Annotated in this window: 24 protein-coding genes and 1 riboswitch; of the genes, 17 read left to right on the top strand and 7 right to left on the bottom strand. The window is 72.8% G+C overall.

All coding sequences use genetic code 11. The features are described from left to right. The first annotated feature begins 1 nt into the window (after position 1). Positions 2–892, top strand: coding sequence for a succinate--CoA ligase subunit alpha (sucD, locus tag OHT74_RS15300; RefSeq protein ID WP_266664599.1), 891 nt, complete (start codon positions 2–4; stop codon positions 890–892). Between the two features lie 89 nt (positions 893–981). On the opposite strand, the gene OHT74_RS15295 is transcribed toward sucD, so the two are convergent. Then, positions 982–2,733 (bottom strand): helix-turn-helix domain-containing protein, encoded by a 1,752-nt coding sequence (locus tag OHT74_RS15295; RefSeq protein WP_328620508.1) that lies wholly within the window; start codon positions 2,731–2,733, stop codon positions 982–984. A 122-nt stretch (positions 2,734–2,855) separates the two neighbouring features. Here OHT74_RS15295 and OHT74_RS15290 point away from each other — a divergent pair, with 122 nt between their 5' ends. Continuing rightward, positions 2,856–4,472 (top strand): cell division protein PerM, encoded by a 1,617-nt coding sequence (locus OHT74_RS15290; RefSeq protein ID WP_328620507.1) that lies wholly within the window; start codon positions 2,856–2,858, stop codon positions 4,470–4,472. A 39-nt stretch (positions 4,473–4,511) separates the two neighbouring features. On the opposite strand, the gene OHT74_RS15285 is transcribed toward OHT74_RS15290, so the two are convergent. Continuing rightward, positions 4,512–5,120, bottom strand: a complete 609-nt coding sequence (locus tag OHT74_RS15285; RefSeq protein WP_328620506.1) for a hypothetical protein — start codon at positions 5,118–5,120, stop codon at positions 4,512–4,514. A gap of 212 nt (positions 5,121–5,332) precedes the next feature. On the opposite strand from OHT74_RS15285, the gene purN reads away from it, so the two are divergent. Both purN and purH read left to right on the top strand, forming a co-directional pair. Next, positions 5,333–5,956, top strand: a complete 624-nt coding sequence (gene purN / locus OHT74_RS15280) for a phosphoribosylglycinamide formyltransferase (protein WP_266664591.1) — start codon at positions 5,333–5,335, stop codon at positions 5,954–5,956. Beyond that, the gene (gene purH / locus OHT74_RS15275; RefSeq protein WP_266664589.1) at positions 5,953–7,542 is read left to right on the top strand and encodes a bifunctional phosphoribosylaminoimidazolecarboxamide formyltransferase/IMP cyclohydrolase; all 1,590 of its coding nucleotides are present in this window, start codon (positions 5,953–5,955) and stop codon (positions 7,540–7,542) included. Before purN ends, purH begins: the two co-directional genes overlap by 4 nt. Before the next feature lie 100 nt (positions 7,543–7,642). Here the strand turns inward: purH and OHT74_RS15270 are convergent, their stop codons facing one another. Then, complete coding sequence (locus tag OHT74_RS15270) at positions 7,643–8,320, bottom strand: hypothetical protein (protein ID WP_266664587.1); 678 nt, start codon at positions 8,318–8,320, stop codon at positions 7,643–7,645. A 258-nt stretch (positions 8,321–8,578) separates the two neighbouring features. On the opposite strand from OHT74_RS15270, the gene OHT74_RS15265 reads away from it, so the two are divergent. From OHT74_RS15265 to OHT74_RS15240, 6 genes are all read left to right on the top strand, one after another. Next, positions 8,579–9,442 (top strand): bifunctional methylenetetrahydrofolate dehydrogenase/methenyltetrahydrofolate cyclohydrolase, encoded by an 864-nt coding sequence (locus tag OHT74_RS15265; RefSeq protein ID WP_266664585.1) that lies wholly within the window; start codon positions 8,579–8,581, stop codon positions 9,440–9,442. Continuing rightward, positions 9,432–9,980 carry a DUF3017 domain-containing protein gene (locus OHT74_RS15260; RefSeq protein ID WP_328620505.1) on the top strand — a complete coding sequence of 183 codons (549 nt, stop codon included), beginning with the start codon at positions 9,432–9,434 and terminating at the stop codon, positions 9,978–9,980. Before OHT74_RS15265 ends, OHT74_RS15260 begins: the two co-directional genes overlap by 11 nt. A 271-nt stretch (positions 9,981–10,251) precedes the next feature. After that, positions 10,252–11,241, top strand: coding sequence for a malate dehydrogenase (locus tag OHT74_RS15255; RefSeq protein ID WP_266626289.1), 990 nt, complete (start codon positions 10,252–10,254; stop codon positions 11,239–11,241). Positions 11,242–11,392: 151 nt separating this feature from the next. Then, positions 11,393–13,147, top strand: a complete 1,755-nt coding sequence (locus OHT74_RS15250) for a hypothetical protein (protein ID WP_328620504.1) — start codon at positions 11,393–11,395, stop codon at positions 13,145–13,147. Then, a complete protein-coding gene (locus OHT74_RS15245) occupies positions 13,137–13,538 on the top strand; it encodes a hypothetical protein (RefSeq protein WP_328620503.1) in 402 nt (133 codons plus the stop codon). Before OHT74_RS15250 ends, OHT74_RS15245 begins: the two co-directional genes overlap by 11 nt. A gap of 3 nt (positions 13,539–13,541) precedes the next feature. Beyond that, positions 13,542–14,270, top strand: a complete 729-nt coding sequence (locus tag OHT74_RS15240; protein WP_328620502.1) for a hypothetical protein — start codon at positions 13,542–13,544, stop codon at positions 14,268–14,270. Between the two features lie 50 nt (positions 14,271–14,320). Here the strand turns inward: OHT74_RS15240 and OHT74_RS15235 are convergent, their stop codons facing one another. After that, entirely contained in the window at positions 14,321–14,824 is a 504-nt protein-coding gene (locus OHT74_RS15235; RefSeq protein WP_266664575.1) for a carboxymuconolactone decarboxylase family protein, read from the bottom strand. A gap of 46 nt (positions 14,825–14,870) precedes the next feature. Between OHT74_RS15235 and pdxR the strand changes: the two genes are divergently transcribed. Beyond that, positions 14,871–16,265 carry a MocR-like pyridoxine biosynthesis transcription factor PdxR gene (gene pdxR / locus OHT74_RS15230; RefSeq protein WP_328620501.1) on the top strand — a complete coding sequence of 465 codons (1,395 nt, stop codon included), beginning with the start codon at positions 14,871–14,873 and terminating at the stop codon, positions 16,263–16,265. 81 nt (positions 16,266–16,346) lie between these two features. Here the strand turns inward: pdxR and OHT74_RS15225 are convergent, their stop codons facing one another. After that, entirely contained in the window at positions 16,347–17,183 is an 837-nt protein-coding gene (locus OHT74_RS15225) for a hypothetical protein (RefSeq protein ID WP_266672788.1), read from the bottom strand. Between the two features lie 97 nt (positions 17,184–17,280). Here OHT74_RS15225 and OHT74_RS15220 point away from each other — a divergent pair, with 97 nt between their 5' ends. Further along, positions 17,281–17,616, top strand: a complete 336-nt coding sequence (locus OHT74_RS15220) for a hypothetical protein (protein ID WP_443047403.1) — start codon at positions 17,281–17,283, stop codon at positions 17,614–17,616. A 5-nt stretch (positions 17,617–17,621) separates the two neighbouring features. Continuing rightward, positions 17,622–18,815 carry a glutathionylspermidine synthase family protein gene (locus tag OHT74_RS15215; protein WP_266664571.1) on the top strand — a complete coding sequence of 398 codons (1,194 nt, stop codon included), beginning with the start codon at positions 17,622–17,624 and terminating at the stop codon, positions 18,813–18,815. A gap of 224 nt (positions 18,816–19,039) precedes the next feature. On the opposite strand, the gene rocD is transcribed toward OHT74_RS15215, so the two are convergent. Further along, complete coding sequence (gene rocD / locus OHT74_RS15210) at positions 19,040–20,227, bottom strand: ornithine--oxo-acid transaminase (RefSeq protein WP_443047401.1); 1,188 nt, start codon at positions 20,225–20,227, stop codon at positions 19,040–19,042. A 167-nt stretch (positions 20,228–20,394) separates the two neighbouring features. Next, positions 20,395–20,485, top strand: a riboswitch (ZMP/ZTP riboswitch). A gap of 35 nt (positions 20,486–20,520) precedes the next feature. Between rocD and glyA the strand changes: the two genes are divergently transcribed. From glyA to OHT74_RS15190, 4 genes are all read left to right on the top strand, one after another. Continuing rightward, positions 20,521–21,789: a serine hydroxymethyltransferase gene (glyA, locus tag OHT74_RS15205; protein ID WP_266664570.1), complete on the top strand. Its 1,269-nt coding sequence runs from the start codon at positions 20,521–20,523 to the stop codon at positions 21,787–21,789. A 155-nt stretch (positions 21,790–21,944) separates the two neighbouring features. Continuing rightward, on the top strand, positions 21,945–22,958 hold the full coding sequence (trpS, locus tag OHT74_RS15200; protein WP_266664567.1) for a tryptophan--tRNA ligase: 1,014 nt from the start codon (positions 21,945–21,947) through the stop codon (positions 22,956–22,958). 132 nt (positions 22,959–23,090) lie between these two features. Then, a complete protein-coding gene (locus OHT74_RS15195) occupies positions 23,091–23,708 on the top strand; it encodes a 2'-5' RNA ligase family protein (RefSeq protein ID WP_328620499.1) in 618 nt (205 codons plus the stop codon). Between the two features lie 169 nt (positions 23,709–23,877). Beyond that, a complete protein-coding gene (locus tag OHT74_RS15190; RefSeq protein WP_266664563.1) occupies positions 23,878–24,786 on the top strand; it encodes a YihY/virulence factor BrkB family protein in 909 nt (302 codons plus the stop codon). A gap of 14 nt (positions 24,787–24,800) precedes the next feature. On the opposite strand, the gene OHT74_RS15185 is transcribed toward OHT74_RS15190, so the two are convergent. Next, a complete protein-coding gene (locus OHT74_RS15185) occupies positions 24,801–26,054 on the bottom strand; it encodes a D-alanyl-D-alanine carboxypeptidase family protein (RefSeq protein ID WP_328620498.1) in 1,254 nt (417 codons plus the stop codon). Between the last annotated feature and the right edge of the window lie 17 nt (positions 26,055–26,071).

Raw genomic sequence — 26,071 nt, 5'->3', positions numbered from 1 at the left:
CATGGCTATCTTCCTCAACAAGGACAGCAAGGTCATCGTCCAGGGCATGACCGGTGCCACGGGCATGAAGCACACCAAGCTGATGCTGGCTGACGGCACCAACATCGTCGGTGGCGTGAACCCGCGCAAGGCCGGCACGACCGTCGACTTCGACGGCACCGAGGTCCCGGTCTTCGGCTCCGTCGAAGAGGCGATGAAGGCGACGGGCGCCAACGTCTCCGTCCTCTTCGTCCCGCCGGCCTTCGCCAAGGCCGCCGTCGTCGAGGCCATCGACGCCGAGATCCCGCTGGCCGTCGTCATCACCGAGGGCATCGCGGTCCACGACTCCGCCGCCTTCTGGGCGTACGCGACCGCCAAGGGCAACAAGACCCGGATCATCGGCCCGAACTGCCCGGGTCTGATCACCCCCGGCCAGTCCAACGCCGGCATCATCCCGGGCGACATCACCAAGCCCGGCAAGATCGGTCTCGTGTCCAAGTCCGGCACGCTGACCTACCAGATGATGTACGAGCTCCGTGACATCGGCTTCACCTCCGCCGTCGGCATCGGTGGCGACCCGATCATCGGCACCACGCACATCGACGCCCTGGAGGCCTTCGAGGCCGACCCGGACACCGAGCTGATCGTCATGATCGGCGAGATCGGCGGCGACGCCGAGGAGCGTGCGGCGGACTTCATCGCGAAGAACGTCACCAAGCCGGTCGTCGGCTACGTCGCGGGCTTCACCGCCCCCGAGGGCAAGACCATGGGCCACGCCGGCGCCATCGTCTCCGGCTCCTCCGGCACCGCGCAGGCCAAGAAGGAGGCCCTCGAGGCCGCCGGCGTCAAGGTCGGCAAGACGCCGACCGAGACGGCGAAGCTCGCGCGCGAGATCCTGAACGCCGCGAAGTAACGCTTGCCGCTGCTGTACGTGTGTACGGCTGTACGGGCGTGGCCCGCATCCCGAACGGGGTGCGGGCCACGCCCGTTTCCGCTCCGGTTCTACTCCAGGCCGGGGGCGAGCCGCTCGGGCCTGTGCGCCGGATGCGCGCGCAGCTTCTCGCGCAGCTGCCGGGTCTCGTCGGTGAGCCGCTGGGGGCCGCTGAGCGGGGGGACCCCGGAGACGCTCGCGCCGGGCGCGATGGGGGGCTCGTACTGCCGGGGCGCGGTCGCGGCGGTGTACGCGGTCGCGACGGCGATCACGGCGCTGAGGCCGAGGACCGCGCGGGTCCACCGCGTGGCGCGGTGCTCGGCGGCGACGCGTACGGCGGCTGCGGCGCGGGGTTCCAGCCGGACGGCCGGCTTGACCGCGCCGAGCCGCTCGCGCAGCAGCGCGGACCGCTTCTCGGGCGGCGCGGCGGCCAGTTCCGGGATCCGGTCGGCGAGGGCGGCGTGCGCGTACAGGAGGCGGCTGCCGGCGGTGGGGGTGCTGGCCTCGGTCTCGGCGGCGGTGTCGGGGAGGTCGAGGCCGACGCCGTCGTAGAGCAGGACCGTACGGCGGTGGGTCGGCGGGAGCGCCAGCATGGCGTCCATCAGGATCCGGTCGGCAGGGGCGGCCGGGGCCTTGTCGGGGTGCTTGTGGGCGCGGCGGAACCGGTGCCAGGGGGAGAGGGCGTACTCGTACGCGGCTGCGCGCACCCAGCCGACGGGGTCGGGATCGGTGGCCACCTCGGGCCACCGCGCCCAGGCGAGCTGGAACGCCCGCTCGACGGCCTCCTGGGAGAGGCGGCGGCGGCCGGTGAGCAGGTACACCTGCCGCGTGAGGGCGGGGGCGGCGTACCCGTACAGCGCATCGAACACCTCTCTGGGACCCAACGGACCCAACGGACCCAACGGCCCCTCCGCAGCCCCGTCATCCGGAACCTCCGGCGCCCCCTCCGCCCCGCCCGGCGCCTGCCCCTCCCCTTCGGGCCGGGCCGCGTCGGGCGACGACGCCCCGGGCTGCTCGGTGGCGCCGTCCGGTGCCTGCGCGTGCCCCTCCGGCCCGGCCGGCACCGGTGCCGGCCCTCCGGGGTGGGGTGCAGCGGCCCCTTCGGGTGGGGGCCCGTGCTCCTCCGGGGTTGCGGGCGGGGTGTCAGCGGGGGTCTGTCCCGGACCCTCCGGGTGGGGTGCGGCCTCACCGGCGGGCGCGTGCTCATGCCCCTCCGGGGTGGTTTCCGGCGGGGCGTGGGGCGGTTCCTGCTCGGACGTGGGTGCGTGGCCGTCGTGATGCGGGGGCTCCGGGGGGCGGTCGGCCGGGCCGGAGGTTGCGCTGCCGGGCGTGCCGATGCCGCGGGCGGTGGCCTTGACGTTGATCTCGGCCACGTGGCGGGGCATGGCCGCGGGGGGCCTCGTAGCCCGCTTGGCCGCGACCGGCGGCCGGGTCCGCGGCCCGTGCCCGCCCATGCCGAAGGGCCGGATGCCGCCTGCCATCCGCGCCGGGGTCGCTTCGATTTCGGCCGCGCCGGTGCTCTGCGCGTCCGCGTCGGTGTCTCCCGGCGCAGGCCCGGCGGCCTGGGCGGGGTCCGTGCCCGGGTCCGGCTCCGCAGAGGCGGACTTCTGCGCCTCCGGGGGGTGGAGGGCCGTCAGGAAGCCCGCGTACGCCTCGCGTTTACGGCCCCGGGGGTCCGTGCGGCCCGTCTCCCAGGAGCGGACCGTGCTGACCGTGACCCCCACCGCCGTCGCGACGTCCTCGTACGCCAGGCCCGCCGCCTCGCGCAGTCTGCGGCGTTCCTTGGGCGAGGGGAGCCTCGGCTCCTCGACGCTCTCTGTCATGCCACACTCCCCGTGACCTGGCGGCAGCCCTGGGCGAAAAAGTACATAAACGTATATTGAGCGACACCACGGACATTCGCCTGTTACCCGCCCATAGCGCGTGTCGTTGGCACCATGGCGGGGTGACCCAAGTGACCGAACGCAGCACCTCGTTGCCGACTGCGTTGCCGCCCGCCCCGCGGGCCGCCGCCGGGCGGCGGCGCTCGCCGGCCGCCGCGGCCTGTGTGCTGGGCGGGGCCGTGGCCGCCGGGCTGGGGCTCGGCTTCCTCGCCGTGCTCGTCATCGTGCTGTGGATCAGCTCCCCCTACCCCGACAGCGGCCCCGGCGGCGCCCTGCACCTGGCCGCCGGGCTCTGGCTCCTCGCCCACGGGACCGAGCTCGTCCGGTACGAGACCCTCTCCGGGGTCCCGGCCCCCGTCGGGGTGACCCCGCTGCTGCTCGTCGCGCTGCCCGCCCTGCTCATGCGCCGAGCCGCCCGCCTGGGCAGCGCCTCGGGCGACGGCAGCGACGGGGACGAGGTCCTGCCCGCCGGCGCCGTCTTCTCCGCCGTGACCTGCGGATACCTCTCCGTCGGATCGCTGGCCACCGTCTACGCGGCCGGCGGCCCCATGCCCGCCGACCCGCTCAGCGCCGCCTGGCACGTCCCGCTGGTCGCCGTGCTCGCCGCCGCCGGCGGGGTGTGGGCGGCCAAGGGGCGTCCGGTCGGGCCGCTGCCGGAGTGGGTGCCGGGGGGCGTACGGAGGGCCGTCGCACGCCCCCGCTACGCCCTCGCGCTGCGGGCCGGAGCCGCCGGGGCCCTCGTCCTCCTGGGCGGCGGCGCGCTGCTCGTCGGGGCCTCGCTCGCCTGGCACGCCGCGGAGGTCCAGGAGTCCTTCCTGACGCTGACCGGGGTCTGGTCCGGCCGCTTCGCCGTCCTGCTCCTCGCCCTCGCGCTGCTCCCGAACGCCGTGGTGTGGGGCGCGGCCTACGCCCTGGGGCCCGGCTTCGCCCTCGGCGCCGGCGCGACCGCGACCCCGCTCGGCTTCGCCGGAGCACCCGCGCTGCCGAGGTTCCCGCTGCTGGCGGCGCTGCCGCCGGAGGGGCCCGGGACGCTGCTGACCTGTGCGACCGCCGGGGTGCCGCTGCTGGCCGGGCTGGCAGTCGGGTGGTTCGCAGTACGCCGGGCGCGTGAAGTCTCCTACAAGGAAACCGCTCTGACGGCTGCTCTGGGCGCCCTCGTGTGCGCGCTGGTGCTGGCCGGGCTCGCGGCGGCCTCGTCTGGGCCGCTCGGCTCGCGGGGGCTGGCGAGCTTCGGCCCGGTGTGGTGGGCGACCGGCGTGGCGGCCTTCGCGTGGACGCTGCTCCCGGCGGTGCCGGTGGCGGTGGCCGTGCACTCCTGGCGGATCCGGCCCGCCCGGCAGGCGGACGCGATCGCCATGGAGGGGGAGGACGACTGGCACGACAACGGTGGACGGGAGCTGCGCTGGGAGGCCCTGCGGCGTGCCGCGGGCGCCCTGATCCCCGACCTGACCCAGGACGCGCCGCCGGCCCCCGCCGAGCCCGTGCCCACCGCCCCGGCACCCGCCGCACCCGTCAAACCGTCGCGCCGGTTCACCGTCGTGACGGGACTTCAGCTGGACCTGACGCCGGCTCCGGTCCCGGCGGAGCAGGCCCCGCCACAGGAACCCGAGCCGTCCGGGTCACTCGTACCGCCCGTGACCGGCGCCCGCGTACTGGCCCGCCGCAAGCCCCCGGCCTGAGCCGGCGGAATCGCAACGGGTGGCCGCTACTGCCGGCCGCTACTGCTGGACCTTGAGGATCTTGCCGAGCATGTTGTCCGGCAGCAGCGTGTTGCACTGCAGCTCCGCCGACTTCGTGAGGGCGTCCTCGCGGCAGATGTAGAAGTCCTTGTACGCCAGCTGCAAGCCGTACGAGCTCAGGGCCAGCAGGATCGCCAGCGAGGCCGTGACCAGCCCGCCGATCGCCGCCGTCCGCTGGGGGCGGGCGGCCGGCCCGAGGGCCGCCAGGCCCCCCTGGGCGGCAGCGCCCGTCACGGCGTCGGCCCTCGCGTCCGACGCGGATCCGGCCGCCGGCTTCCCGCGCAGCCCGCTGATCCCCCAGTACAGGGCGAGCGCACCCAGCAGCAGACCCACCGACGGGATCCCGAAGATCCCGAAGAAGAAGCCCCACATGCCGGCCAGCAGCGCGTACCGGGCGCGCCGCTGGACCGGGTCCGTCGGGTCCCAGCGCACGGGACCGCTCGGGCCCGTCCCGGGGTCCTCACCGGGGCGGCCGCCATCGCCGTCGCCACCGCTGCGCGGCTGCCACGGCTGGTCGGGCCGGCCTTCCGGGGGAGCCGCGAAGGGGTTGTCGTCGGTGGAGGAGTCGGGCTGGCGGCGATCCGGCATCGAGTGCGTTTCTTCCCCTGTGTCGTGGCCGTATGCGGCTTGTACGCCAGACGCTACCGCCCGCCCGTCCCCCCGTCCCTCGGGGGCTGTCCGGTGTGCCGGTATCGTTGCAGGCGGTCGGCGGCTTCGTAGGGTCCCCCGTATTTCGGGATACCGAAGTTTTGTCTGATCACACGAGATGTATGGAAGCATTCCCGCAGAAAGGGCCTCCCATGGCCGCCTCCCGCCTGGTCGTGCTGGTCTCCGGTTCCGGCACCAACCTCCAGGCCCTGCTCGACGCCATCGACGCCCACCCGGGCGGATCCGAGGGCTTCGGCGCCGAAGTCGTCGCCGTGGGGGCCGACCGCGAGAACATCGTCGGCCTGGAGCGGGCCGAGAAGGCGGGGATCCCCACCTTCGTGTGCCCGGTCAAGGCGTACGGGACCCGTGAGGAGTGGGACGCCGCCCTCACCGGGGCGACCGCCGCCCACGCGCCGGACCTCGTCGTGTCCGCCGGGTTCATGAAGATCGTGGGCGCGTCGTTCATCGGCCGCTTCGGCGGCCGCTTCATCAACACGCACCCCGCCCTCCTCCCGGCCTTCCCGGGCGCCCACGGCGTACGGGACGCCCTCGCCTACGGCGCGAAGGTCACCGGCTGCACGGTCCACTTCGTGGACGCCGGCGTGGACACCGGTCCGATCATCGCCCAGGGTGTCGTCGAGGTCCGGGACGAGGACGACGAAGCCGCTCTGCACGAGCGCATCAAGGAAGTCGAGCGCCAGCTGCTCGTCGACGTCGTGGGGCGCCTGGCCCGGCACGGCTACCGCATTGAGGGACGAAAGGTAACAATCCAGTGACCGCCGTAGAGAGCAGCACCACCTCGTCGAGCTCGTCGAAGCGACCGATCCGGCGCGCGCTCGTCAGTGTCTACGACAAGACGGGACTGGAGGAGCTGGCCCGCGGCCTGCACGAGGCGGGCGTCGCGCTCGTCTCCACCGGCTCCACCGCCTCCAAGATCGCCGCCGCCGGCGTGCCCGTCACCAAGGTCGAGGAGCTCACCGGCTTCCCCGAGTGCCTGGACGGCCGGGTCAAGACCCTGCACCCGCGCGTGCACGCCGGCATCCTCGCCGACCTGCGCCTGGAGGACCACCGGAGCCAGCTCGCCGAGCTCGGCATCGAGCCGTTCGACCTGGTGATCGTCAACCTCTACCCGTTCCGGGAGACCGTCGCCTCGGGCGCCACCCCCGACGAGTGCGTCGAGCAGATCGACATCGGCGGCCCGTCGATGGTCCGCGCCGCCGCCAAGAACCACCCCTCGGTCGCCGTCGTCACCAGCCCCGCCCGGTACGCCGACGTCCTCGCCGCGGCCCAGGGCGGCGGCTTCGACCTCACCGCGCGCAAGCGGCTGGCGGCCGAGGCCTTCCAGCACACCGCCGCGTACGACGTCGCCGTGGCCTCCTGGTTCACGAATGCGTACGCCCCGGAGCCGGAGGCCGTGCTGCCCGAGTTCCTGGCCGGCGCGTGGGACCGCAAGTCCACCCTCCGCTACGGCGAGAACCCGCACCAGGCCGCCGCGCTGTACACGGACGGGCAGCCGGGCGGGCTCGCCAACGCCGAGCAGCTGCACGGCAAGGAGATGTCCTTCAACAACTACGTGGACACCGAGGCCGCCCGCCGCGCCGCGTACGACCACGACGAGCCCTGCGTCGCGATCATCAAGCACGCCAACCCGTGCGGCATCGCCGTCGGCGCGGACGTCGCCGGCGCGCACCGCAAGGCCCACGCCTGCGACCCGCTCTCGGCCTTCGGCGGCGTCATCGCGGTCAACCGCCCGGTGACCGTCGAGCTCGCCGAGCAGGTCGCGGAGATCTTCACCGAGGTCATCGCCGCCCCGGCGTACGAGGACGGCGCGGTCGAGATCCTGGCCAAGAAGAAGAACATCCGCGTCCTGAAGGTCGACGGCACCCCGCACCAGCCCGGTGACCTCAAGCCGATCTCGGGCGGCACGCTGCTCCAGCAGTCGGACGTCTTCCAGGCCGAGGGCGACGACCCGAAGAACTGGACCCTCGCCACCGGCGACGCCCTCTCCCCGGAGGAGCTCGCCGAGCTCGCCTTCGCGTGGAAGGCCTGCCGGGCCGTCAAGTCCAACGCGATCCTGCTCGCCAAGGACGGCGCCTCGGTCGGCGTCGGCATGGGCCAGGTCAACCGCGTCGACTCGGCGAAGCTGGCCGTCGAGCGGGCGGGCGCCGAGCGCGCGCAGGGCTCGTACGCCGCCTCCGACGCCTTCTTCCCCTTCCCGGACGGGCTGGAGATCCTGACCGCCGCGGGCATCAAGGCCGTGGTCCAGCCGGGCGGTTCGGTCCGTGACGAGCAGGTCGTCGAGGCCGCGAAGGCGGCCGGAGTGACCATGTACTTCACCGGCACCCGGCACTTCTTCCACTGAGCACCGGGCGCCGGGCCGGCGCCCCGAGTACGGCGAAGGCCGCCACCCGCAGCACTGCGGGTGGCGGCCTTCGCCGCACTGACGGGTCTTGTACTGCGTCCTAGTACTGCGGGCGCCGGAAGTACGCGCCGGCGGCCGAGTTGGCCAGGCCGACGAGGACCCAGAGGGCCAGTCCGAACTCGACCAAGCCCAGGATCAGCGAGAACACGACGGCGCCTGCGGCCGTGTCGCTGCTGAGCGCCACGAAGTTGGCCAGCACGCCGATCCCGGAGAAGAGGGTCATCAGCGAGCCGTAGATGATGCCGGAGACCCGGACACCGCCGCGGCCCTTGCCCAGCTTGGCGGCGGTCAGGATCGGCCACAGCGACAGGGCCAGGGCGAAGATGCCGGCGACGACGATCACGCCGCCGGCCAGCGCGCCCGCGTCGCTCGCCGAGGAGCCGTAGTCCGAGGAGCTGGAGCCCGAGAACACCGAGGCGAACAGCGCCCCGCCGATGAGGACGACGATCCCGCCCAGGACCTGGAGGCCACCGACGATGAACAGGATGACGCGAGCGGCCTTCACCCCGCCGGGCATGGGCATCTGGGCGCCCGGGTATCCGCCGGGACCGGCCGGGTAAGCCTGGTTCGGGTAGCCCATCGGTGCCTGCTGCGGGTAGGCGTAGCCACCCTGCGGCGGGACGCTGGGCGGTGCCTGCTGGGGGTAGCCGTAGCCGGGCTGCCCCTGCGGGGCCGGCTGCTGCTGCCCGTACGGGTTGTTCGGGTCGCCGAAGCTCATCTTGGGGTGTTCCTCCGTGGAAGTGCGGGGACGCACGGCACGCACGGAGGAAAATACTGGGATTTGCGGTCCGCCCCCCGGCACTGCCCGCGGCACTCTTTCGGTCATCGTCGTCCGATCGGGCCGGAGTTGTCCAGCCGCGGAGCGACCGGCCCGTCACTTGTTGTGCAAGTGCAATGAATGGTTCAAGCCTGTGACGAAACCCGCGGCGGCCCCCACGACTGGAACCGGGGGCGTCCCATCCGGGAGGATGGGACCATGACCGCCCAGATTCTCGATGGCAAGGCCACCGCCGCCGCGATCAAGTCCGAACTGACCGCCCGCGTGGCGGAGCTCAAGGCCCGGGGCATCACCCCCGGCCTCGGCACCCTGCTGGTCGGCGACGACCCGGGCAGCCGCTGGTACGTCAACGGCAAGCACAAGGACTGCGCCGAGGTCGGCATCGCGTCCATCCAGCGCGAACTGCCCGCGACGGCCTCCCAGGAGGACATCGAGGCGGTCGTACGGGAACTCAACGCGAACCCGGACTGCACCGGCTACATCGTCCAACTCCCGCTCCCCAAGGGCATCGACACCAACCGGGTCCTGGAGCTGATGGACCCGGCCAAGGACGCCGACGGCCTGCACCCGATGTCGCTCGGCCGGCTGGTGCTGAACGAGCCGGGTCCGCTGCCCTGCACCCCGTACGGAATCGTCCGGCTGCTGCGCCACCACGGCATCGAGATCAACGGCGCGCACGTGGTGCTCCTCGGCCGCGGCATCACCGTCGGGCGCTCCATGGGCCTGCTGCTGACCCGCAAGTCGGAGAACGCCACCGTGACCCTGTGCCACACCGGCACCCTCGACCTGCCCGCCCAGCTGCGCCAGGCGGACATCATCGTCGCGGCCGCCGGCGTCCCGCACCTGGTCAAGCCGGAGGACGTGAAGCCCGGCGCGGCCGTCCTGGACGTGGGCGTCAGCCGCGACGAGCACGGCAAGATCGTCGGCGACGTGCACCCGGGCGTCGCCGAGGTGGCCGGCTGGATCTCCCCCAACCCGGGCGGAGTCGGCCCGATGACCCGCGCGCAGCTGCTCGTGAACGTCGTCGAGGCGGCGGAACGGACGTCGACCAGTGCAGGCTGAGCACGAAGCGGAAGCCGGGACCGGCGCCGACTCGGGGACCGGCGCCGCCGCCGTCCCCGGGGCCGACAGCGGCGCCGGCACCGGCGCTGACACCACGTCCGAAGCCGGGCGCGGCGCCGAAGCCGCCGCGGCCGGGGCCGCGGGCACGGAGGCCGCGAAGTCGCGCCGCTTCCCCTCCGTCACCCAGGACACGGCCCGCCCCGAGGGCCACGGCCGCGCCGCGCCCGGGGACGCCCTCGCGGCGCGCCAGTGGCCGATGCTCAGCGTGCTCGCCGCGACCGCGGTCGGACTGCTCCTGACCGCGCTGGGACACCCCCGCGTGGGCTGCCTGGTGATCGGCGTGGCCCTGATCACGGCCTCCGTACTGCGGCGCGTGCTGCCGTCGGTGGGGATGCTCGCGGTGCGCTCCCGCTTCACGGACATGGTCACGTACGGGCTGCTGGGGGTGGCGATCACGCTGCTCGCGCTGGTGATGGAGCCCAAGCCGTTGCTGGAGATCCCGTTCCTGGAGAGCGCGGTCCGCTTCACGGTCCGCTGAGGCGCCCACGGAGGCCCGCCGAGCCTTTCGTGCGCCTGCGCGACACCCGTCCGGCGGTACTGGATGGCTGAAAAGCGGGGGGAAATCCCGCTCCGTGCCTTCGAACTCCCGGTCTGTGTGCCGTGCACCACACAGACCGGGGGATTGGGCCGCCGGAAGGTCGGATAGCCTGACGCCGGATGTCTCTTCACGTCAAGATTCGCAGGGGAGCGGCGTCCGCCAGCACATGGGGCGGGGACGCCCCACCGCCAGCTGTCTAACGGAGAAGGCCATGACCCGCACTCCCGTGAATGTCACCGTCACCGGCGCCGCCGGCCAGATCGGCTACGCGCTGCTCTTCCGCATCGCTTCCGGTCACCTGCTCGGCGCGGACGTGCCGGTCAAGCTCCGTCTTCTGGAGATCCCCCAGGGCATGAAGGCCGCCGAGGGCACCGCCATGGAGCTCGACGACTGCGCCTTCCCGCTGCTCAAGGGCATCGACATCTTCGACGACCCGAACGCGGGCTTCGAGGGTGCGAACGTCGCCCTGCTCGTGGGCGCCCGCCCGCGCACCAAGGGCATGGAGCGCGGTGACCTGCTCGCCGCCAACGGCGGCATCTTCAAGCCGCAGGGCGCTGCGATCAACGCGCACGCCGCGGACGACATCAAGGTCCTGGTCGTGGGCAACCCGGCCAACACCAACGCGCTCATCGCGCAGGCCGCCGCCCCGGACGTACCGGCCGAGCGCTTCACCGCGATGACCCGCCTGGACCACAACCGCGCGATCTCGCAGCTCGCGGCGAAGACCGGCACCGCCGTCTCCGACATCAAGCGCCTCACCATCTGGGGCAACCACTCGGCGACCCAGTACCCGGACATCTTCCACGCGGAGATCGCCGGCAAGAACGCCGCCGAGGTCGTCAGCGACGAGCTGTGGCTCGCCGACACCTTCATCCCGACCGTCGCCAAGCGCGGCGCCGCGATCATCGAGGCCCGTGGCGCGTCCTCGGCCGCCTCGGCCGCCAACGCCGCCATCGACCACGTCCACACGTGGGTCAACGGCACCGCCGCGGGCGACTGGACCTCCATGGGCATCCCGTCGGACGGCTCCTACGGCGTCCCGGAGGGCATCATCTCCTCCTTCCCCGTCACCACCAAGGACGGCAAGTACGAGATCGTCCAGGGCCTGGACATCAACGAGTTCTCCCGCACCCGCATCGACGCCTCGGTCGCCGAGCTCGTCGAGGAGCGCGACGCGGTCCGCGAGCTCGGCCTGATCTGATCCGATCCGGCCGGTCCGATCCGGCCGGTCCGATCCGAAACGCCTGAAAGGGCCCCGGCGCACTGCGCGCCGGGGCCCTTTGGCGTGAACCGCCCTGTCCCTCACTCCACCCGCCCCGTACGGTTTCCCTCCTCCCGACCGAGGGGAACTCGTGAGCGGCACACCGGACGGCAGGACTCCCGTGGACCCGGCGGTATCGGAGGCGGGACGCCTCCTGTGCGCCGGCACCTACCTCGACGCCGCCTACCGCGACCGGGTGATCGAGGAGCTGTACGTCCACGAGGAACGGTTCCCCGCCCCCTCGTACGGGTTCGACGCAGCCCGCGTCCTCGCCCACGCCCTGCGTGCCCTGCGCACCGAAGTGGCCTGGTCGGCAGCGATCGTCGCGGCGTGGGGCCTCGGCCTGTTCCTCACCCGTGCGTTCTTCGTCTTCCTGCTCGTCCCGGCGCTGCTCCTGAGCGGGGCCGGGCGGATCAAGAAGCGCCGCGAGCGGAACGGCCGTGGCGGCGGCCGGGTCTTCGAATGGATCCTGCGCGGCTGCGCCTGCTTCCTCCTCGGCCGCATCCTGTGGGGGGTGCTCCGCGGGTTCTTCGCGGACGACGCGAGCAACGGGGACGACCTGGACCTCAGCGACCTCGGCAGGTACCTGACCCAGCTCCTGCAGACCGACCCGTTGGCCGTCCTCCTGGAGATCCCGAGGATCGGCCAGGTCTACGGGGAGGCCTACTCGTGGACGGTCGTCCTGATCGCCGTGCTGGTCACGGTCCTCGTCGGCCTGCAGCGCGGGCACTTCGCGCAGATCATCCACTCCTCGCTCAGCCGGGCACAGTACGAGGACCGGTCCGGCGACCCCGCAGCCGGCCGGCGCTTCGAGCGGGCCCGGGAGGACATCGAACGCGCCCAGCACGCACCGCTGGTCCTTTACGACGTCGGCAATCCGTTCTGCGGCGCCGGCAAGGCCCATCTGCCGTGGCAGCTCGCCGTGGAGCTGCGCCCGCGCACCGGGGCGGGAGCCCGGCGCCTCGACAACGAACGGATCATCGAACAGATCCGGCCCAGGCTGGAGGCCCTGCGGACCCCCTCGCCGCGCGGTTCCGAGGCGGCGGACGACGCCGTACTGGACCGGCTGCGCGAGCTGGTCGTCGACGAGTGCGTGTTCCTGCCCGCCGCCGGAGTGCCCGACGTGGACGCGGTGGACCTGTCCGCTGAGGCCTTCGCCGAGCACCGCGCCGCCGCGGTCGAGGAGGCCGGCGAGCGGCGCCGGCACTTCCTGCGCGTCCGGATCGGCGGCTGGGACGAGAACCTCGTCATCACCGTCTTCATCCGGGTCCACACGCAGGGCGGCATGCTCATGCTGGAGGTCGCGCCGCACGTGCTGCTGCCGGTGCGGCCCGATTTCCAGCGGGCCGACGACATCGCCCGCCGGTACCGCCGCAACACCCCCGTGGCCAAGGTGCTCCTGGCCCTCATCCATGCGCCCGGCTCCCTCGGCGTGGCCGTAGCGACGCTGGGCGGGGCCTGCCGGGTCCCGTGGCGGCTGGCGACCGCCGGGCACGGCGTCGCGTACGCGGCGGGGCCGGCGGCCTCCGTACGCGAACTGGCGTCGCAGGAGGACGGGTCGCTGTTCCAGCTGATGGACCTGGACCGGTACCTGAAGACCATCCAGGAGCGGATCGTCGGCGGCGTGACGCTGGCGCTGCACGATGCGGGCTGGCACACCGAGGAGTTCGCGGAGCGCGCCGTCAACGTCGCGGAAGGCGGGGTGTTCATCCAGTCCGTGAGTAACAGCGCCTTCGGGATCCACGGCGTGAGCCACAACAGCACGGTGAACAACAGGGCGACGGACAAGGCGGAACGTAGCGACGGGCGCGTGCGCGCGGGCAAGGAGAGCAGAAGTGGCAAGTAGCGCAGACGCCGGGCAGCCGCTGCCCTCGGTGCGGATCGGCGACGTGCAGGGCAGCGCCTTCAGCATCGGCGGCACGGACGTCGGCAACAGCACGGTCAACCACGCCGGTACGGACCCGGGCACAGGTGCGGCCGGCCCGACCGCGCAGGAGCTGCTGGAGGCCGTACGCGACCTCCGCGCCGCCCTCGTACGGCTGCCCCGCAGCGACGGGCGGACCGCCCTCGATGCCGAACTGGACGCGGCGGCAGAGGAGTTGGAGGGTCCCGGCGAGGAGGTCCGGCCGGGCCTGGCCGCCCGGCTGCGCGGGGCGCTGGAGCGGTGGGCCCCGCTGGTGGACTCGGTGAGCGCGGCCACGGCGCTGGCCGCCCTGCTGACCTCGTTCGGGGGGTGATCCGTGGCCCCGGAGAGCGGCCCCGTCCGCTGGAACCCGCAGTCGCAGCAGTGGGAGGAGGCGGAGCCGGAGGGGCGGGAGGGTCCGGAGCCGGGGTCCGAGGGGCCGCCGCAACCGTCGGGCCCGCAGCCGCCGCCGAAGCCCGCCTACCTGCCGGACGCCGTACCGCCCGTGCAGCGCACGGCGCGCAGGTGGTGGCCGCGGGCGGCCGTCGTCGGCGGCCTGGTGGTGGTCCTCGGCGGGGCCGCGCTGGCGGCCGTGTTCGTACTGAGGGAACCTCCGGGGCTGCCGGCCGGCTACAAGGTGCTGCGCAGCGCCGGGTCGGGCTTCCAGGTCGCGGTCCCCGACGACTGGGAGCTCAGCACGTCCGAGTCCGGGACCGGAGCCGGCACGGTGTTCCGCCCCGCACAGGGCCGGGGCAGCCTGCTCCAGGTCTTCCCGGTCACCGGCGGCCCCGACGACCCGTGCGAGGTCCTGCACGAGGGAACCAGGGAGCTGAGCACCCGGGACGGCTACCGGCGGCTGTCCCTCGACCCGAAGGACGGCCGCGGCTGCGAGCTCGTCTACGAGGTGCCCGACCCGGACGGCAACGGAACCGCGCGCGGCATCGGGCGGCTGACCGTCGCCTCCGACGGCAGCCGGTGGGTGCTCATGACCTTCGGACCGGCCGACCGGGCCAAGGCCGTCCGCGCACACATGGCGGCGGCCCTGGGCTCGTTCCGGCCGGGCTGACGGCCGGACTGACCGCCGGTCCTGCCCGGCCGGTCCCGCTGGGCCGTTTCCTACTTGAACATGCCCGGCGTGTAGTGGCCCGGGACCATGCGGGTGGTCACCGCGAAGCGGTTCCAGACGTTGATCGTCGCGATCACGGCGATCAGCTGGGCGAGCTCCTTCTCCTCGAAGTGCTTCGCGGCCCTCTCGTACACCTCGTCGGGAACGAACCCGTCGGTCAGGACGGTCACGGCCTCGGTCAGCTCGAGCGCCGCGGCCTCCTTCTCGGTGTAGAAGTGGCGCGACTCCTCCCAGGCGGCGAGCTGGACGATCCGTTCGACGCTCTCGCCCGCGGCGAGCGCGTCCTTCGAGTGCATGTCCAGGCAGAACGCGCAGTGGTTGAGCTGCGAGGCGCGGATCTTGACCAGCTCGACCAGGACCGGGTCCAGGCCCTTCTTCGAGGCGATCTCCAGGCCCACGACGGCCTTGTAGACATCGGGCACGTGCTGGGCCCAGCCCATGCGCGGGGTGTGCTCGGGTGCGTGTGCGGCGGTGTGTTCGTGCGTGGTGGTCATGTCTCCACCCTAGGCAGCAGGCGGCCCGCCGATATGGTCCATATCCATGACGGAATCATGGGCCACTTTCGGCGCCGACCTGCATCTGGACCTCTCCGCCGGGCGAGGTCTGCGGGCCGGTCTCGCCGACGCGCTGCGCGAGGCCGCGCGCAGCGGGCGGCTCGCGCCCGGGACCCGGCTGCCGTCCTCACGGTCGTTCGCCGCCGACCTCGGGATCGCGCGCAACACGGTCGCGGAGGCGTACGCCGAGCTCGTCGCCGAGGGCTGGCTGACGGCCCGGCAGGGCTCGGGCACCCGGGTCGCCGAACGGGCCCGGCCGCGGCGGCCCGCGGGCGCCGCCCGGGTCCGGCATCCCGAGCGGCGGCGGCCCTCGTACAACCTGCAGCCGGGCACCCCGGACCTGGGCGGCTTCCCGCGCGCCGCCTGGCTGACGGCCGCCCGGCGGGCGTTGACGGACGCGCCGAACGACGCCTTCGGGTACGCGGTCGACGCGCGCGGCCGGGTGGAGCTGCGGGAGGCGCTCGCCGGGTACCTGGCGCGGGCGCGCGGGGTGTACGCGGACCCGGAGCGGATCGTGCTGTGCGCGGGGTTCGTGCATGCCCTGACGCTGCTGGCGGGGGTGCTGCGGGCGCGGCGGGTACGGGAGGTGGCGGTGGAGGGGTACAGCCTCGACCTGCACCGGGACCTGCTGACGGGAGCGGGGCTGCGGACCCGGCCGCTGACGGTGGACGCCTCGGGGGCGCGGACGCCGGACCTGTCCGCCGAGTCGGGGGCGGTGCTGCTGACCCCCGCCCACCAGTTCCCCACCGGGGCGGCACTGACCCCGGCCCGGCGGGCGGCGGCGGTCGACTGGGCCCGGACCACGGGCGGGCTGATCCTGGAGGACGACTACGACGGGGAGTTCCGCTACGACCGCCAGTCGGTGGGGGCGTTGCAGGGACTGGACCCGGACCGGGTGGTGTACCTCGGCACGGCGAGCAAGTCGCTCGCGCCGGGGCTGCGGATGGGGTGGATGGTGGTGCCGCCGGGGCTGCTGGACGAGGTCGTCGCGGCGAAGGGGCGGACCGACTGGACGTCGAGTGCGCTGGACCAGCTGACGCTCGCGGAGTTCATCCGGTCCGGGGCGTACGACCGGCACGTGCGCGGGATGCGGCTGCGGTACCGCAGGCGCCGGGACGAGCTGGTCGCGGCCGTCTCCGGCCGGGTGGCGGTGTCGGGCATCGCGGCGGGCCTGCACGCGGTGCTGGACCTCCCGGCGGGGACGCAGGCCTCGGTGCTCCGGGCCGCGGCCTGGCAGGACCTGGCCCTGGAGACCCTGTCCCGCTACACCCACCCGGAGGCGGGGTTTCTGCCCCGCGAGGCGCTGGTGGTGGGCTACGGGACCCCGTCGACGAGCGCATGGTCCCCGACGCTGGCGGCCCTGCTTTCCGCTCTGCCGTGACGCGTGCGCCGGCGGGTGCGGGTGCGGGTGCCGGTCCCGGTGCGGCGCCGTTGCGGGGGCTCCGCCCGCGAGCCCCGCGCCTCAAACGCCGGCGGGGCCGGGTTCTGTCGGGGGCTCGCCGAAGCGGGTCAGGAGGAGGGCTCCGGCGACCGATACCGCGAAGCCGAGGACGGCCAGCCAGGTCAGGCCCTCGCGGGTGCGGTCGCCGAGCCAGACCACCCCGACCACCGCCGGGCCGATCGTTTCGCCGATCACCATCCCCGCCGTGGCCGTCGTCACCGAGCCCCGCTGCAGCGCCGAGGTGAGCAGCAGGAACGCCGCGCCCCCGCCCAGCAGCAGTGCGTACAGCGCCGGGTTCGCGAGCGACGCGAACGAGATGTCGTCGATGAGGCGGACCGCCACCTCCACCACCCCGAAGCCCGTCCCCGCCGCCAGGCCGAGGACCAGCGCCCGGGAGCGGTCCGGGAGTCCGCCGGCCGCGGCCCCCACCAGCAGCACCAGCCCGGCCACCACCAGCAGCCCCAGCTGCAGCGCGAACGACCCCGTCCCCGAGCCCTCCTCGCCCGACGCCAGCCCCAGCATCGCCAGCCCCGCGCACACCACGCCCACCGCGCCCCACTCGGCCCCGCGCAGCCGTACGTGCAGCAGCCACGCCGAGACCACCGCCGTCACCGCGAGGCTCGCCGCCAGCGCCGCCCCGACCGTGTAGATCGGGACGTTCTTCAGCGCCACGATCTGGAGGACGAACCCGGCCGCGTCCAGCCCCAGGCCCAGCACGTACCGCCACTGCCGTGCCGCCCGCAGCAGCAGTGCCGTGTCCACCCCCGACCCGGTTCCCGGCTCCACCGCCCGGGCGGCCATCGCCTGAAGGACCGACGCCGTGCCGAAGCAGACCGCCGCACCGAGCGCGCAAACCATCCCAAGAAGCACGAATTGACTCTAGGTCATGGAGGTGATGAGAGGGTTTCGACGGCCGGATTCCATCGCTTCGCCGCCCCGTTCTAGTCTGTCCGCCATGGATGGCATGGACGACAGCAGTAGTAGAAGCAGCAGCACCACCCGACGCCGCATGCGCTCCGGCAGCGTCGCCCTCGGCGGCATGGGCCTGCTCGCCGCCGCCCTCGTGGCCTGCGGCAGCAGCAGCGAGCCCGACAAGCGCTGCGTGGACCGCGCCACCATGGAGAAGCTGAACAGCAAGGAGTGCAAGAGCGGCAGCGGCAGCAGCAGCAGCCGCGGCGTGTACTACTACGGCGGCAGCGTCTCCAACAACCGGGTCAGCGGCGGCAGCTTCGACAAGTCCGCCGTCACCCGCGGTGGCATCGGCGGCCACTCCAGCTCCAGCGGCGGCTGAACCGCGTGCGCCGTCACACCATCGAGCCGCGCCCCGACTGGCAGAAGACCGTCGAGGAGCAGGGGCTGATCTACCCGCTCACCCGCTACCCCGACGACTCCCTGCGCCCCTACTGGGACGAGAGCGCGTACTACTCCTTCTCGCTCCCCGAGGTCGAGGCGCTGGAGAACGTCGTCGAGGAGCTGCACGCCATGTGCCTGGCCGCGGCCGCGCACATCGTCGAGCACGACCGCTTCGCGGACCTCGGCATCACCGACCCGCACCTCGCGGAGCGCATCGCCGAGTCCTGGCGCCGGCGCGCCGAACAGCCGTCCCTGTACGGCCGGTTCGACCTGCGCTACGAGGGTGACGGCAGCCCGGCCAAGATGCTGGAGTACAACGCCGACACCCCCACCTCCCTCGTGGAGGCGGCCAGTCCGCAGTGGTTCTGGATGGAGGAGCGCTTCCCCGGCGCCGACCAGTGGAACTCCCTCCACGAGCGGCTCGTCGAGGCCTGGCGCCGGCAGGCGGAGCTGCTTCCGCCCGGCCCGCTGCACTTCGCGCACTCCGAGACCGACGAGCTCGGCGAGGACCTGATGACGGTCGCCTACCTCCAGGAGACCGCCGAGCAGGCGGGCCTGGAGACCGAGGCGCTGGCCGTCGAGCAGATCGGCTGGGACAGCCTGTCCGGCCGGTTCGTGGACCAGAAGCTCGGCTTCATCCGCAGCTGCTTCAAGCTCTACCCGTGGGAATGGCTGGCCACCGACGCGTTCGGCCCGCAGGTCCTCGGTACGTACGACCACGGCGGCGGAACCGGGACCACCACCTGGATCGAGCCGCTGTGGAAGATGCTGCTGTCCAACAAGGCGCTGCTGGCGATCCTGTGGGAGCTCTTTCCGGAGCACCCGAACCTGCTGCCGGCCTACCTCGACGGCCCGCGCGAGCTCGCGGAGACCACCGGGTACGCCGCGAAGCCCCTGCTGGGCCGCGAGGGCGCCGGGGTCACCCTGCACCCGGCCGGCGGCGGCGAGCCGTTCGTGCCGGACGAGGACGAGGCGTACGTCTTCCAGGGCCTGGCCCCGCTGCCCGACTTCGACGGCAACCGCGTGGTGCTCGGCGCGTGGGTCGTGGAGGAGGAGGCGGCGGGACTCGGCATCCGCGAGTCGGCGGGCCCGGTCACGGACGAATACGCCCGCTTCCTGCCGCACGTCATCCTTTAAGGGCTGTCCCGTAATCCCCGGCGGGCGCACGGCGTCGGCTACGGCGCCTCGCCGCGTTGTCGCAGCGCCCGCATACGCCCAGTATGAGGACGCTCCTCCGCCTTGCGATGCACCGCATCCGACGCCGCGCGCTGATCCACCAGGGATTACGGGACAGCCCTTAGCCGCAAGCGCGGCCGGGACCTGCCCGGTTCCCGGCCGCGCCCGCGGTGGCGGATCCGGGGTCAGCCGGCTGCGAGCACGGACCGCAGCTGGTCCAGGCCCCAGTCCAGATCCTCCTTGGTGATCACCAGCGGCGGCGCGATCCGGATCGTCGACCCGTGCGTGTCCTTGACCAGCACGCCCAGCTCCATCAGCCTCTCGGAGATCTCCCGGCCCGTGCCGTGCCCCGGGGCGATGTCCACGCCGGCCCAGAGCCCGCGTCCGCGTACGGCGGTCACCGCACCCCCGCCGACCAGCAGGTTCAGCTCCCGGTGCAGGTGGTCGCCGAGCTCGGTGGCGCGCTGCTGGTACTCGCCGGTGCGCAGCATCGCGATCACCTCCAGGGCGACCGCGCAGGCCAGCGGGTTGCCGCCGAAGGTGGAGCCGTGCTCGCCGGGCCGGAACACCCCCAGCACGTCCCGGTCGGCGACGACGGCCGACACCGGGACCACGCCGCCGCCCAGCGCCTTGCCGAGGATGTACACGTCGGGCACGACCTCCTCGTGCTCGCACGCGAACGTCTTCCCGGTCCGGCCCAGCCCCGACTGGATCTCGTCCGCCATGAACAGCACGTTCCGCTCGCGCGTGAGCTCCCGTACGCCCCGCAGGTAACCGGCGGGCGGCACCAGCACCCCCGCCTCGCCCTGGATCGGCTCCAGCAGCACGGCCACGGTGTTCGCCGTGACCGCCGCGGCGAGCGCGGTGAGGTCCCCGTACGGGACGATCTCGAACCCAGGCGTGTAGGGCCCGTAGTGGTCGCGGGCCTCGTGGTCCGTCGAGAAGCTCACGATCGTCGTCGTCCGGCCGTGGAAGTTGCCGGACGCGACCACGATCTTGGCCTGCCCGTCCGGGACGCCCTTGACCTCGTAACCCCACTTGCGCGCGGTCTTCACCGCCGTCTCCACGGCCTCCGCACCCGTGTTCATCGGCAGCACCATCTCCTTGCCGCACAGCGCGGCGAGCTCGGTGCAGAAGTCGGCGAACCGGTCGTGGTGGAAGGCCCGCGAGGTGAGGGTGACCCGCTCCAGCTGCGCCTTGGCGGCGTCGAGCAGACGCCGGTTGCCGTGGCCGAAGTTGAGCGCCGAGTAGCCCGCGAGCATGTCCAGGTACCGGCGGCCCTCCACGTCGGTCATCCACGCGCCTTCCGCGGACGCCACGACGACGGGCAGCGGGTGGTAGTTGTGCGCGCTGTGGGCCTCGGCGGAACGCATGGCTTCAGCAGTTGTCGACACGGGGTCTCCGATCGTCGGTCAGGCGGGCCGGGTGACAGGGGTGACGAGGGTGGTGCCACCGGCGTCACATCACCTTGTATACGGCTATACGTCGCTCGTACACCGGACGGGGAAACCTTTCCTGTGGACCGCCCGCTAAGGTGGGCGGCACGCACGGCGACTGGCGTACGGAGAACCAACTCCGGGGGAGTCGTGCGCGCACGACCGCATTCAGGGCCGCTCGCCTGGGCCTCGCGGGGACGAGAACTGACATCGACCCCGGAGGAGCCGCCATGAGCGCGAGCCGCCACCCCGCCCTTCTTGCCACCGACCCCGAGCTGGCGTCCTACGTCACCGCCGAGGAATCCCTGCAGGCGCAGACCCTGCGCCTGATACCCAGTGAGAACTACGTGTCCGCCGCCGTGCTCGAGGCCTCCGGCACGGTGCTGCAGAACAAGTACAGCGAGGGCTACCCGGGCCGCCGCTACTACGAGGGCCAGCAGAACATCGACCGCGTCGAGGCGCTGGCCGTCGAGCGGGCGAAGGGCCTGTTCGGGGTGGACCACGCCAACGTCCAGCCGTACTCCGGCTCGCCGGCGAACCTCGCGGTGTACCTGGCCTTCGCGAAGCCCGGCGACACGGTGATGGGCATGGCCCTGCCGATGGGCGGGCACCTGACGCACGGCTGGGGCGTCTCGGCGACGGGGTCCTGGTTCCGGGGCGTGCAGTACGGGGTGTCCGCCGAGACGGGCCTGATCGACTACGACGCGGTGCGCGACCTCGCGCTCGCGGAGCGCCCGAAGATCATCTTCTGCGGCGGTACGGCGCTCCCGCGCACGATCGACTTCGAGGCGTTCGCCTCGATCGCGCAGGAGGCGGGCTCGATCCTGGTCGCGGACGTGGCGCACATCGCGGGCCTGATCGCGGGCGGGGCGCACCCGTCGCCCGTCGGGCACGTGGACGTGGTCTCCACGACCACCCACAAGACGCTGCGCGGCCCGCGGGGCGCGATGCTGATGTGCCGGGAGGAGCACGCGAAGGCCATCGACAAGGCGGTGTTCCCGGGCCTCCAGGGCGGTCCGCACAACCAGACGACGGCGGGCATCGCGGTGGCGCTGCACGAGGCGGCGCAGCCGTCGTTCGTGACGTACGCGCATGCGGTGGTGGCGAACGCGAAGGCGCTGGCGGCGGCCCTGCTCTCCCGGGGCTTCGACCTGGTCTCGGGCGGTACGGACAACCACCTGATCCTGATGGACCTGACCTCGCGGGGGGTCCCGGGCAAGGTGGCTGCCAAGGCGCTGGACCGCGCGGGGATCGTAGTGAACTACAACACGGTCCCGTTCGACCCGCGCAAGCCGTTCGACCCGTCGGGCATCCGTATCGGCACGCCGTCGCTGACGTCGCGGGGCCTGGGCGTGGAGCACATGCCGGTGGTGGCGGACTGGATCTCCCGAGCCGTGGACGCCGCCGCCAAGTCGGACGAGCCGGCCCTGTCCGCGATCCGCAGCGAGGTGGCGGACCTCCTCGCGGCCTACCCGGCCCCGGGCCTGCCGGTCTCCTGACCCGGGCCTGGGTGGGGGGCCGCTGCGCGGGGCTGTCCCCCACCCGCCCTTCCACCTCCCCCGGACTCCGTCCGAGGCGCGGGGTCTGGGGGAGGAGCCCCGGGGATCGGCCAGGTGCGGCCCGGCACGGCTCCGGTACCTGAGAGAATGGAGCCATGGCTTCTGATCGTCCTCGCGCGCTCTCCGGTATCCAGCCCACCTCCGGTTCGTTCCACCTCGGGAACTACCTCGGAGCCATCCGCCAGTACGTCGCCCTGCAGGAGACGCACGACGCCTTCTACATGGTGGTCGACCTGCACGCGATCACCATGCCGCAGGATCCGAAGGATCTCCGCGCGAACACCCGGCTCTCCGCCGCGCAGCTGCTCGCCGCCGGTCTCGACCCCGAGCGCTGCACGCTCTTCATCCAGAGCCACGTCCCCGAGCACGCGCAGCTCGGCTGGGTGATGAACTGCATCACCGGCTTCGGCGAGGCCAGCCGGATGACCCAGTTCAAGGACAAGTCCGCCAAGGGCGGCGTCAACAACGCCACCGTCGGCCTGTTCACGTACCCGATCCTCCAGGTCGCCGACATCCTGCTCTACCAGGCGAACGCCGTCCCCGTCGGTGAGGACCAGCGCCAGCACATCGAGCTGACCCGCGACCTGGCCGAGCGCTTCAACCAGCGCTACGGCCAGACCTTCACCCTCCCCGCCGCGCACATCGTCAAGGAGGTCGCGAAGATCTACGACCTCCAGGACCCGACGATCAAGATGTCGAAGTCCGCGTCGTCCCCCAAGGGCCTGATCAACCTCCTCGACGAGCCCAAGGTCACCGAGAAGAAGATCAAGAGCGCGGTCACCGACACCGAGGCCGAGGTCCGCTTCGACGCCGAGCACAAGCCCGGCGTCAGCAACCTGCTCACGATCTACGCCACCCTCACGGGGGAGTCGATCCCCGCCCTCGAGGCCAAGTACGAGGGCAAGGGCTACGGCGCGCTGAAGACGGACCTGGCCGGTGTGATGGTCGATTTCGTCACACCGTTCAAGCAGCGCACCCAGGAATACCTGGACGACCCGGAGACGCTGGACTCCATCCTCGCCAAGGGCGCGGAGAAGGCCCGCGCGGTCGCCGCCGAGACCCTGGCGCAGGCCTACGACCGCCTCGGCCTGGTCCCCGCCAAGCACTGAACCGGGGCTGACAAATCGGTCAGGGAAAGAGGCCCTGGCAATCCGGGGGGTGCTGGCCCCACACTGGGTCGACAGGACCCGTACACAACCTGTACGCACCAGACGACGGACCGGACGACGGAGGAGACATACGTGGGGACCGTAACGCTCGGCGTTTCGATCGCGGTCCCGGAGCCGTACGGCAGCCGGCTCCAGGAGCTGCGCGCCGGCTTCGGGGACGCTGCCGCGCACGGCATCCCCACGCATGTCACCCTCCTCCCGCCCACCGAGGTGGAGGCGGACCGGCTGCCGGAGATCAGGGCCCACCTGACCGAGGTCGCGGCCGCGTTCGGCCCCTTCGCGATGCGGCTCGCCGGCACCGGCACGTTCCGCCCGCTCTCCCCGGTGGTCTTCGTCCAGGTCGTCGAGGGCGGTACGGGCTGCACCCGGCTCCAGGGCCTGGTCCGCGACCCGGACGGGCCGCTCGACCGGGAGCTGGCGTTCCCGTACCACCCGCACGTCACGGTCGCCCACGGGATCTCCGAGGAGGCGATGGACCTGGCGTTCACGACCCTCGCCGAATACGCGGCGCAGTGGACCTGCACGGGCTTCGCGCTCTACGAGCAGGGCTCGGACGGGGTCTGGCGCAAGCTGCGCGAGTACCCCTTCGGCAGTGGCCCGATCACCGGCGTCCCGGCGCAGCTCGGGTCACCGGTCGACGAGGCCGCGGGGGCCGCCGGTGCGGCCGAGACCGCCGTACGGCGCCCCTGACGGCGCGGCCTGAGCGTCTGACGGGCGTGGAACCGGAGCGTGCGCAGGACCAGGGTGTGGAACGGACGGTCGTCCATCGGACGCGCTTCGCGAAAAGTCACAATCGACGACCGTAGTGCCCAAAACCGGCAATCCCGGCTATTTCCGTCAGCTCCTTTACGGTGACCTCATGGACTGGCTGACGAAACTCCCGGTGATCGGGCCACTCGTGGTCCGGCTGATGCGGACGCACGCGTGGCGTGCCTACGAACGCCTCGACCGGGTCCACTGGAGCCGGCTCGCCTCCGCGATCACCTTCATCAGCTTCATCGCGCTCTTCCCGCTGATCACGGTGGCCGCCGCCATCGGCGCGGCGCTGCTCAGCCAGGAGCAGCTCGACCGGCTCCAGAAGAACCTCGCCGAGCAGGTCCCCGGCATCTCCGAGCAGCTCGACATCAACGGTCTGGTCGCCAACGCGGGCACGGTCGGGCTCGTCGCCGCCGCCCTCCTGCTCGTCACCGGCATCGGGTGGGTCGGCTCGATGCGGGACTGCCTGCGCGCCGTGTGGGACAAGGACGACGAGGACCTGGGCAACCCCGTCGTCCGCAAGGGCAAGGACGCGCTCGTGCTCGTCGGCCTCGGCGCCGTGGGCCTGTGCTCGGCCGCGGCCTCGATCCTCGGCTCCAGCGCGGTCGGCAAGTTCGGCGGCTGGCTGGGCGTGCCGCAGCACGGCGCGGGCGGCGCACTCCTGCGGGCCGGCGCCTTCCTCGTCGGTGTCGTGGCGGCCTTCCTGCTCCTGCTCTACGTGCTGACCCTGCTGCCGGGCGTCGAACCGCCGCGCCGCCACCTCATCCAGGCGGCCCTCCTCGGCGCGGCCGGCTTCGAACTGCTGAAACTCCTGCTCAGCGGCTATATGCGCGGGGTCGCCGCGAAGAGCATGTACGGGGCCTTCGGCGTACCGGTCGCCCTGCTGATCTGGATCAACCTGATGGCGAAGCTGCTGCTGTACTGCTCGGCCTGGACGGCCACCCGAGCCGCCGCGGACGGCGACGGCGCGGAAGACCCCGAGGAGCCCGCGAACCAGGAGCAAGAGGCCTAGGCGACCTAGGACGCCTAGGACGCCTGGCCGCCGCCGGTGCGGCGGCCACGCGGGCCGCGCGGCCAGCGGCGGTTGACGGCGTACGCCCCACCGGCGATCACGGCCAGCGCCCCGCCCGCGACGCCGAGCGCGGTGCCGACACCGCCGCTCGCGCCCTCGCCGGCCGCCGAGGGGTTGTGCTCGTGCGACTGGGCGGGGGAGCCGAGCGAGGAGGTGTCCGCGCTCTTCGGTGGGACCAGCTCGCCCACCGGCTTGACCTTCCCGATCGCCGCGAAGCCCCAGTCGAAGAGGCCGGCGGTCTCCTCGTAGACGGAGTTCAGGCCGCCCGCGCTCGGGTTCATCACCGTGACCAGCAGCTTCTTGTTGCCCTGCTGCGCCGCGCCGGTGAAGGTGGAGCCGGCCATGGTCGTGTTGCCGTTCTTCACCCCGGCGATGCCCTTGTACGGGGAGAGGCTGCCCGAGCCCGTCATCAGCCGGTTGGTGTTCTGGATCTCGAAGTACTCGCGTGGCTTCCCGGGCTCCTGCAGGCCGGGGAACTTCGCCTCCGCCGTCCCGCAGTACTCGCGGAAGTCCGGCTTCTGCAGGCCGGAGCGGGCGATGAGGGTGAGGTCGTACGCGCTCGACACCTGCTCCGGGGCGTCGTACCCGTCGGGGGACACGACGTGGGTGTCGAGGGCCTGGAGCTCCTCGGCGTGCGCCTGCATGTCCTTGACGGTCTTCTCGATGCCGCCGTTCATGGCGGCGAGCACGTGCACGGCGTCGTTCCCGGACCGCAGGAACACCCCGAGCCACAGGTCGTGCACGGAGTACTCGTGGTCCTCCTTGACCCCGACCAGGCTGGAGCCGGCCCCGATGCCCTCCATGTCGTGTTCGGTGACCTTGTGGACCTTGTCCTTCGGGAGGCTGGGCAGCACCGTGTCCGCGAAGAGCATCTTCAGGGTGGAGGCCGGGGGCAGTCGCCAGTGCGCGTTGTTGGCGGCCAGGACCTCGCCGGTCTCGGCGTCGGCCACGATCCACGAACGCCCCGTCAGGTTCGTCGGCAGGGCGGGGGCGCCGGCCAGCGGGTTCACCTGGACGCCCGGCTTGCCGAGCAGGGCTCCGCCGACGGTGGACATCGACGCCGGCGGCCCGGCCGCGGCCGGGGCCTTGGGCGGCTGCCCCTTCCCGTCCTGCGGCGGGGTGGGCGCGGCGTGCGCGGGCACCACGAGCATCGCGGGGACCAGCAGCCCGGCGGAAAGGACCGTCAGCGCGGTCTTCTTGGCAGACACGCAGGTGAAAGTACATC

Origin of the sequence: Streptomyces sp. NBC_00354 (genome assembly GCF_036106915.1) — a bacterium.
GTDB lineage: Bacteria > Actinomycetota > Actinomycetes > Streptomycetales > Streptomycetaceae > Streptomyces.
This window is presented reverse-complemented; position numbering and strand designations above follow the sequence as displayed.

Excerpts from the sequence above, each read along its gene's own strand:
- rocD (WP_443047401.1), bottom strand. The coding sequence starts at position 20,227 with ATGCGTTCCGCCGAGGCCCACAGCGCGCACAACTACCACCCGCTGCCC.
- glyA (WP_266664570.1), top strand. The coding sequence starts at position 20,521 with ATGAGCGCGAGCCGCCACCCCGCCCTTCTTGCCACCGACCCCGAGCTG.
- sucD (WP_266664599.1), top strand. The coding sequence starts at position 2 with ATGGCTATCTTCCTCAACAAGGACAGCAAGGTCATCGTCCAGGGCATG.
- OHT74_RS15255 (WP_266626289.1), top strand. The coding sequence starts at position 10,252 with ATGACCCGCACTCCCGTGAATGTCACCGTCACCGGCGCCGCCGGCCAG.
- pdxR (WP_328620501.1), top strand. The coding sequence starts at position 14,871 with ATGACGGAATCATGGGCCACTTTCGGCGCCGACCTGCATCTGGACCTC.
- OHT74_RS15235 (WP_266664575.1), bottom strand. The coding sequence starts at position 14,824 with ATGACCACCACGCACGAACACACCGCCGCACACGCACCCGAGCACACC.
- purN (WP_266664591.1), top strand. The coding sequence starts at position 5,333 with ATGGCCGCCTCCCGCCTGGTCGTGCTGGTCTCCGGTTCCGGCACCAAC.
- OHT74_RS15190 (WP_266664563.1), top strand. The coding sequence starts at position 23,878 with ATGGACTGGCTGACGAAACTCCCGGTGATCGGGCCACTCGTGGTCCGG.
- trpS (WP_266664567.1), top strand. The coding sequence starts at position 21,945 with ATGGCTTCTGATCGTCCTCGCGCGCTCTCCGGTATCCAGCCCACCTCC.
- OHT74_RS15265 (WP_266664585.1), top strand. The coding sequence starts at position 8,579 with ATGACCGCCCAGATTCTCGATGGCAAGGCCACCGCCGCCGCGATCAAG.
- OHT74_RS15270 (WP_266664587.1), bottom strand. The coding sequence starts at position 8,320 with ATGAGCTTCGGCGACCCGAACAACCCGTACGGGCAGCAGCAGCCGGCC.
- OHT74_RS15295 (WP_328620508.1), bottom strand. The coding sequence starts at position 2,733 with ATGACAGAGAGCGTCGAGGAGCCGAGGCTCCCCTCGCCCAAGGAACGC.
- OHT74_RS15225 (WP_266672788.1), bottom strand. The coding sequence starts at position 17,183 with ATGGTTTGCGCGCTCGGTGCGGCGGTCTGCTTCGGCACGGCGTCGGTC.
- OHT74_RS15285 (WP_328620506.1), bottom strand. The coding sequence starts at position 5,120 with ATGCCGGATCGCCGCCAGCCCGACTCCTCCACCGACGACAACCCCTTC.
- OHT74_RS15220 (WP_443047403.1), top strand. The coding sequence starts at position 17,281 with ATGGATGGCATGGACGACAGCAGTAGTAGAAGCAGCAGCACCACCCGA.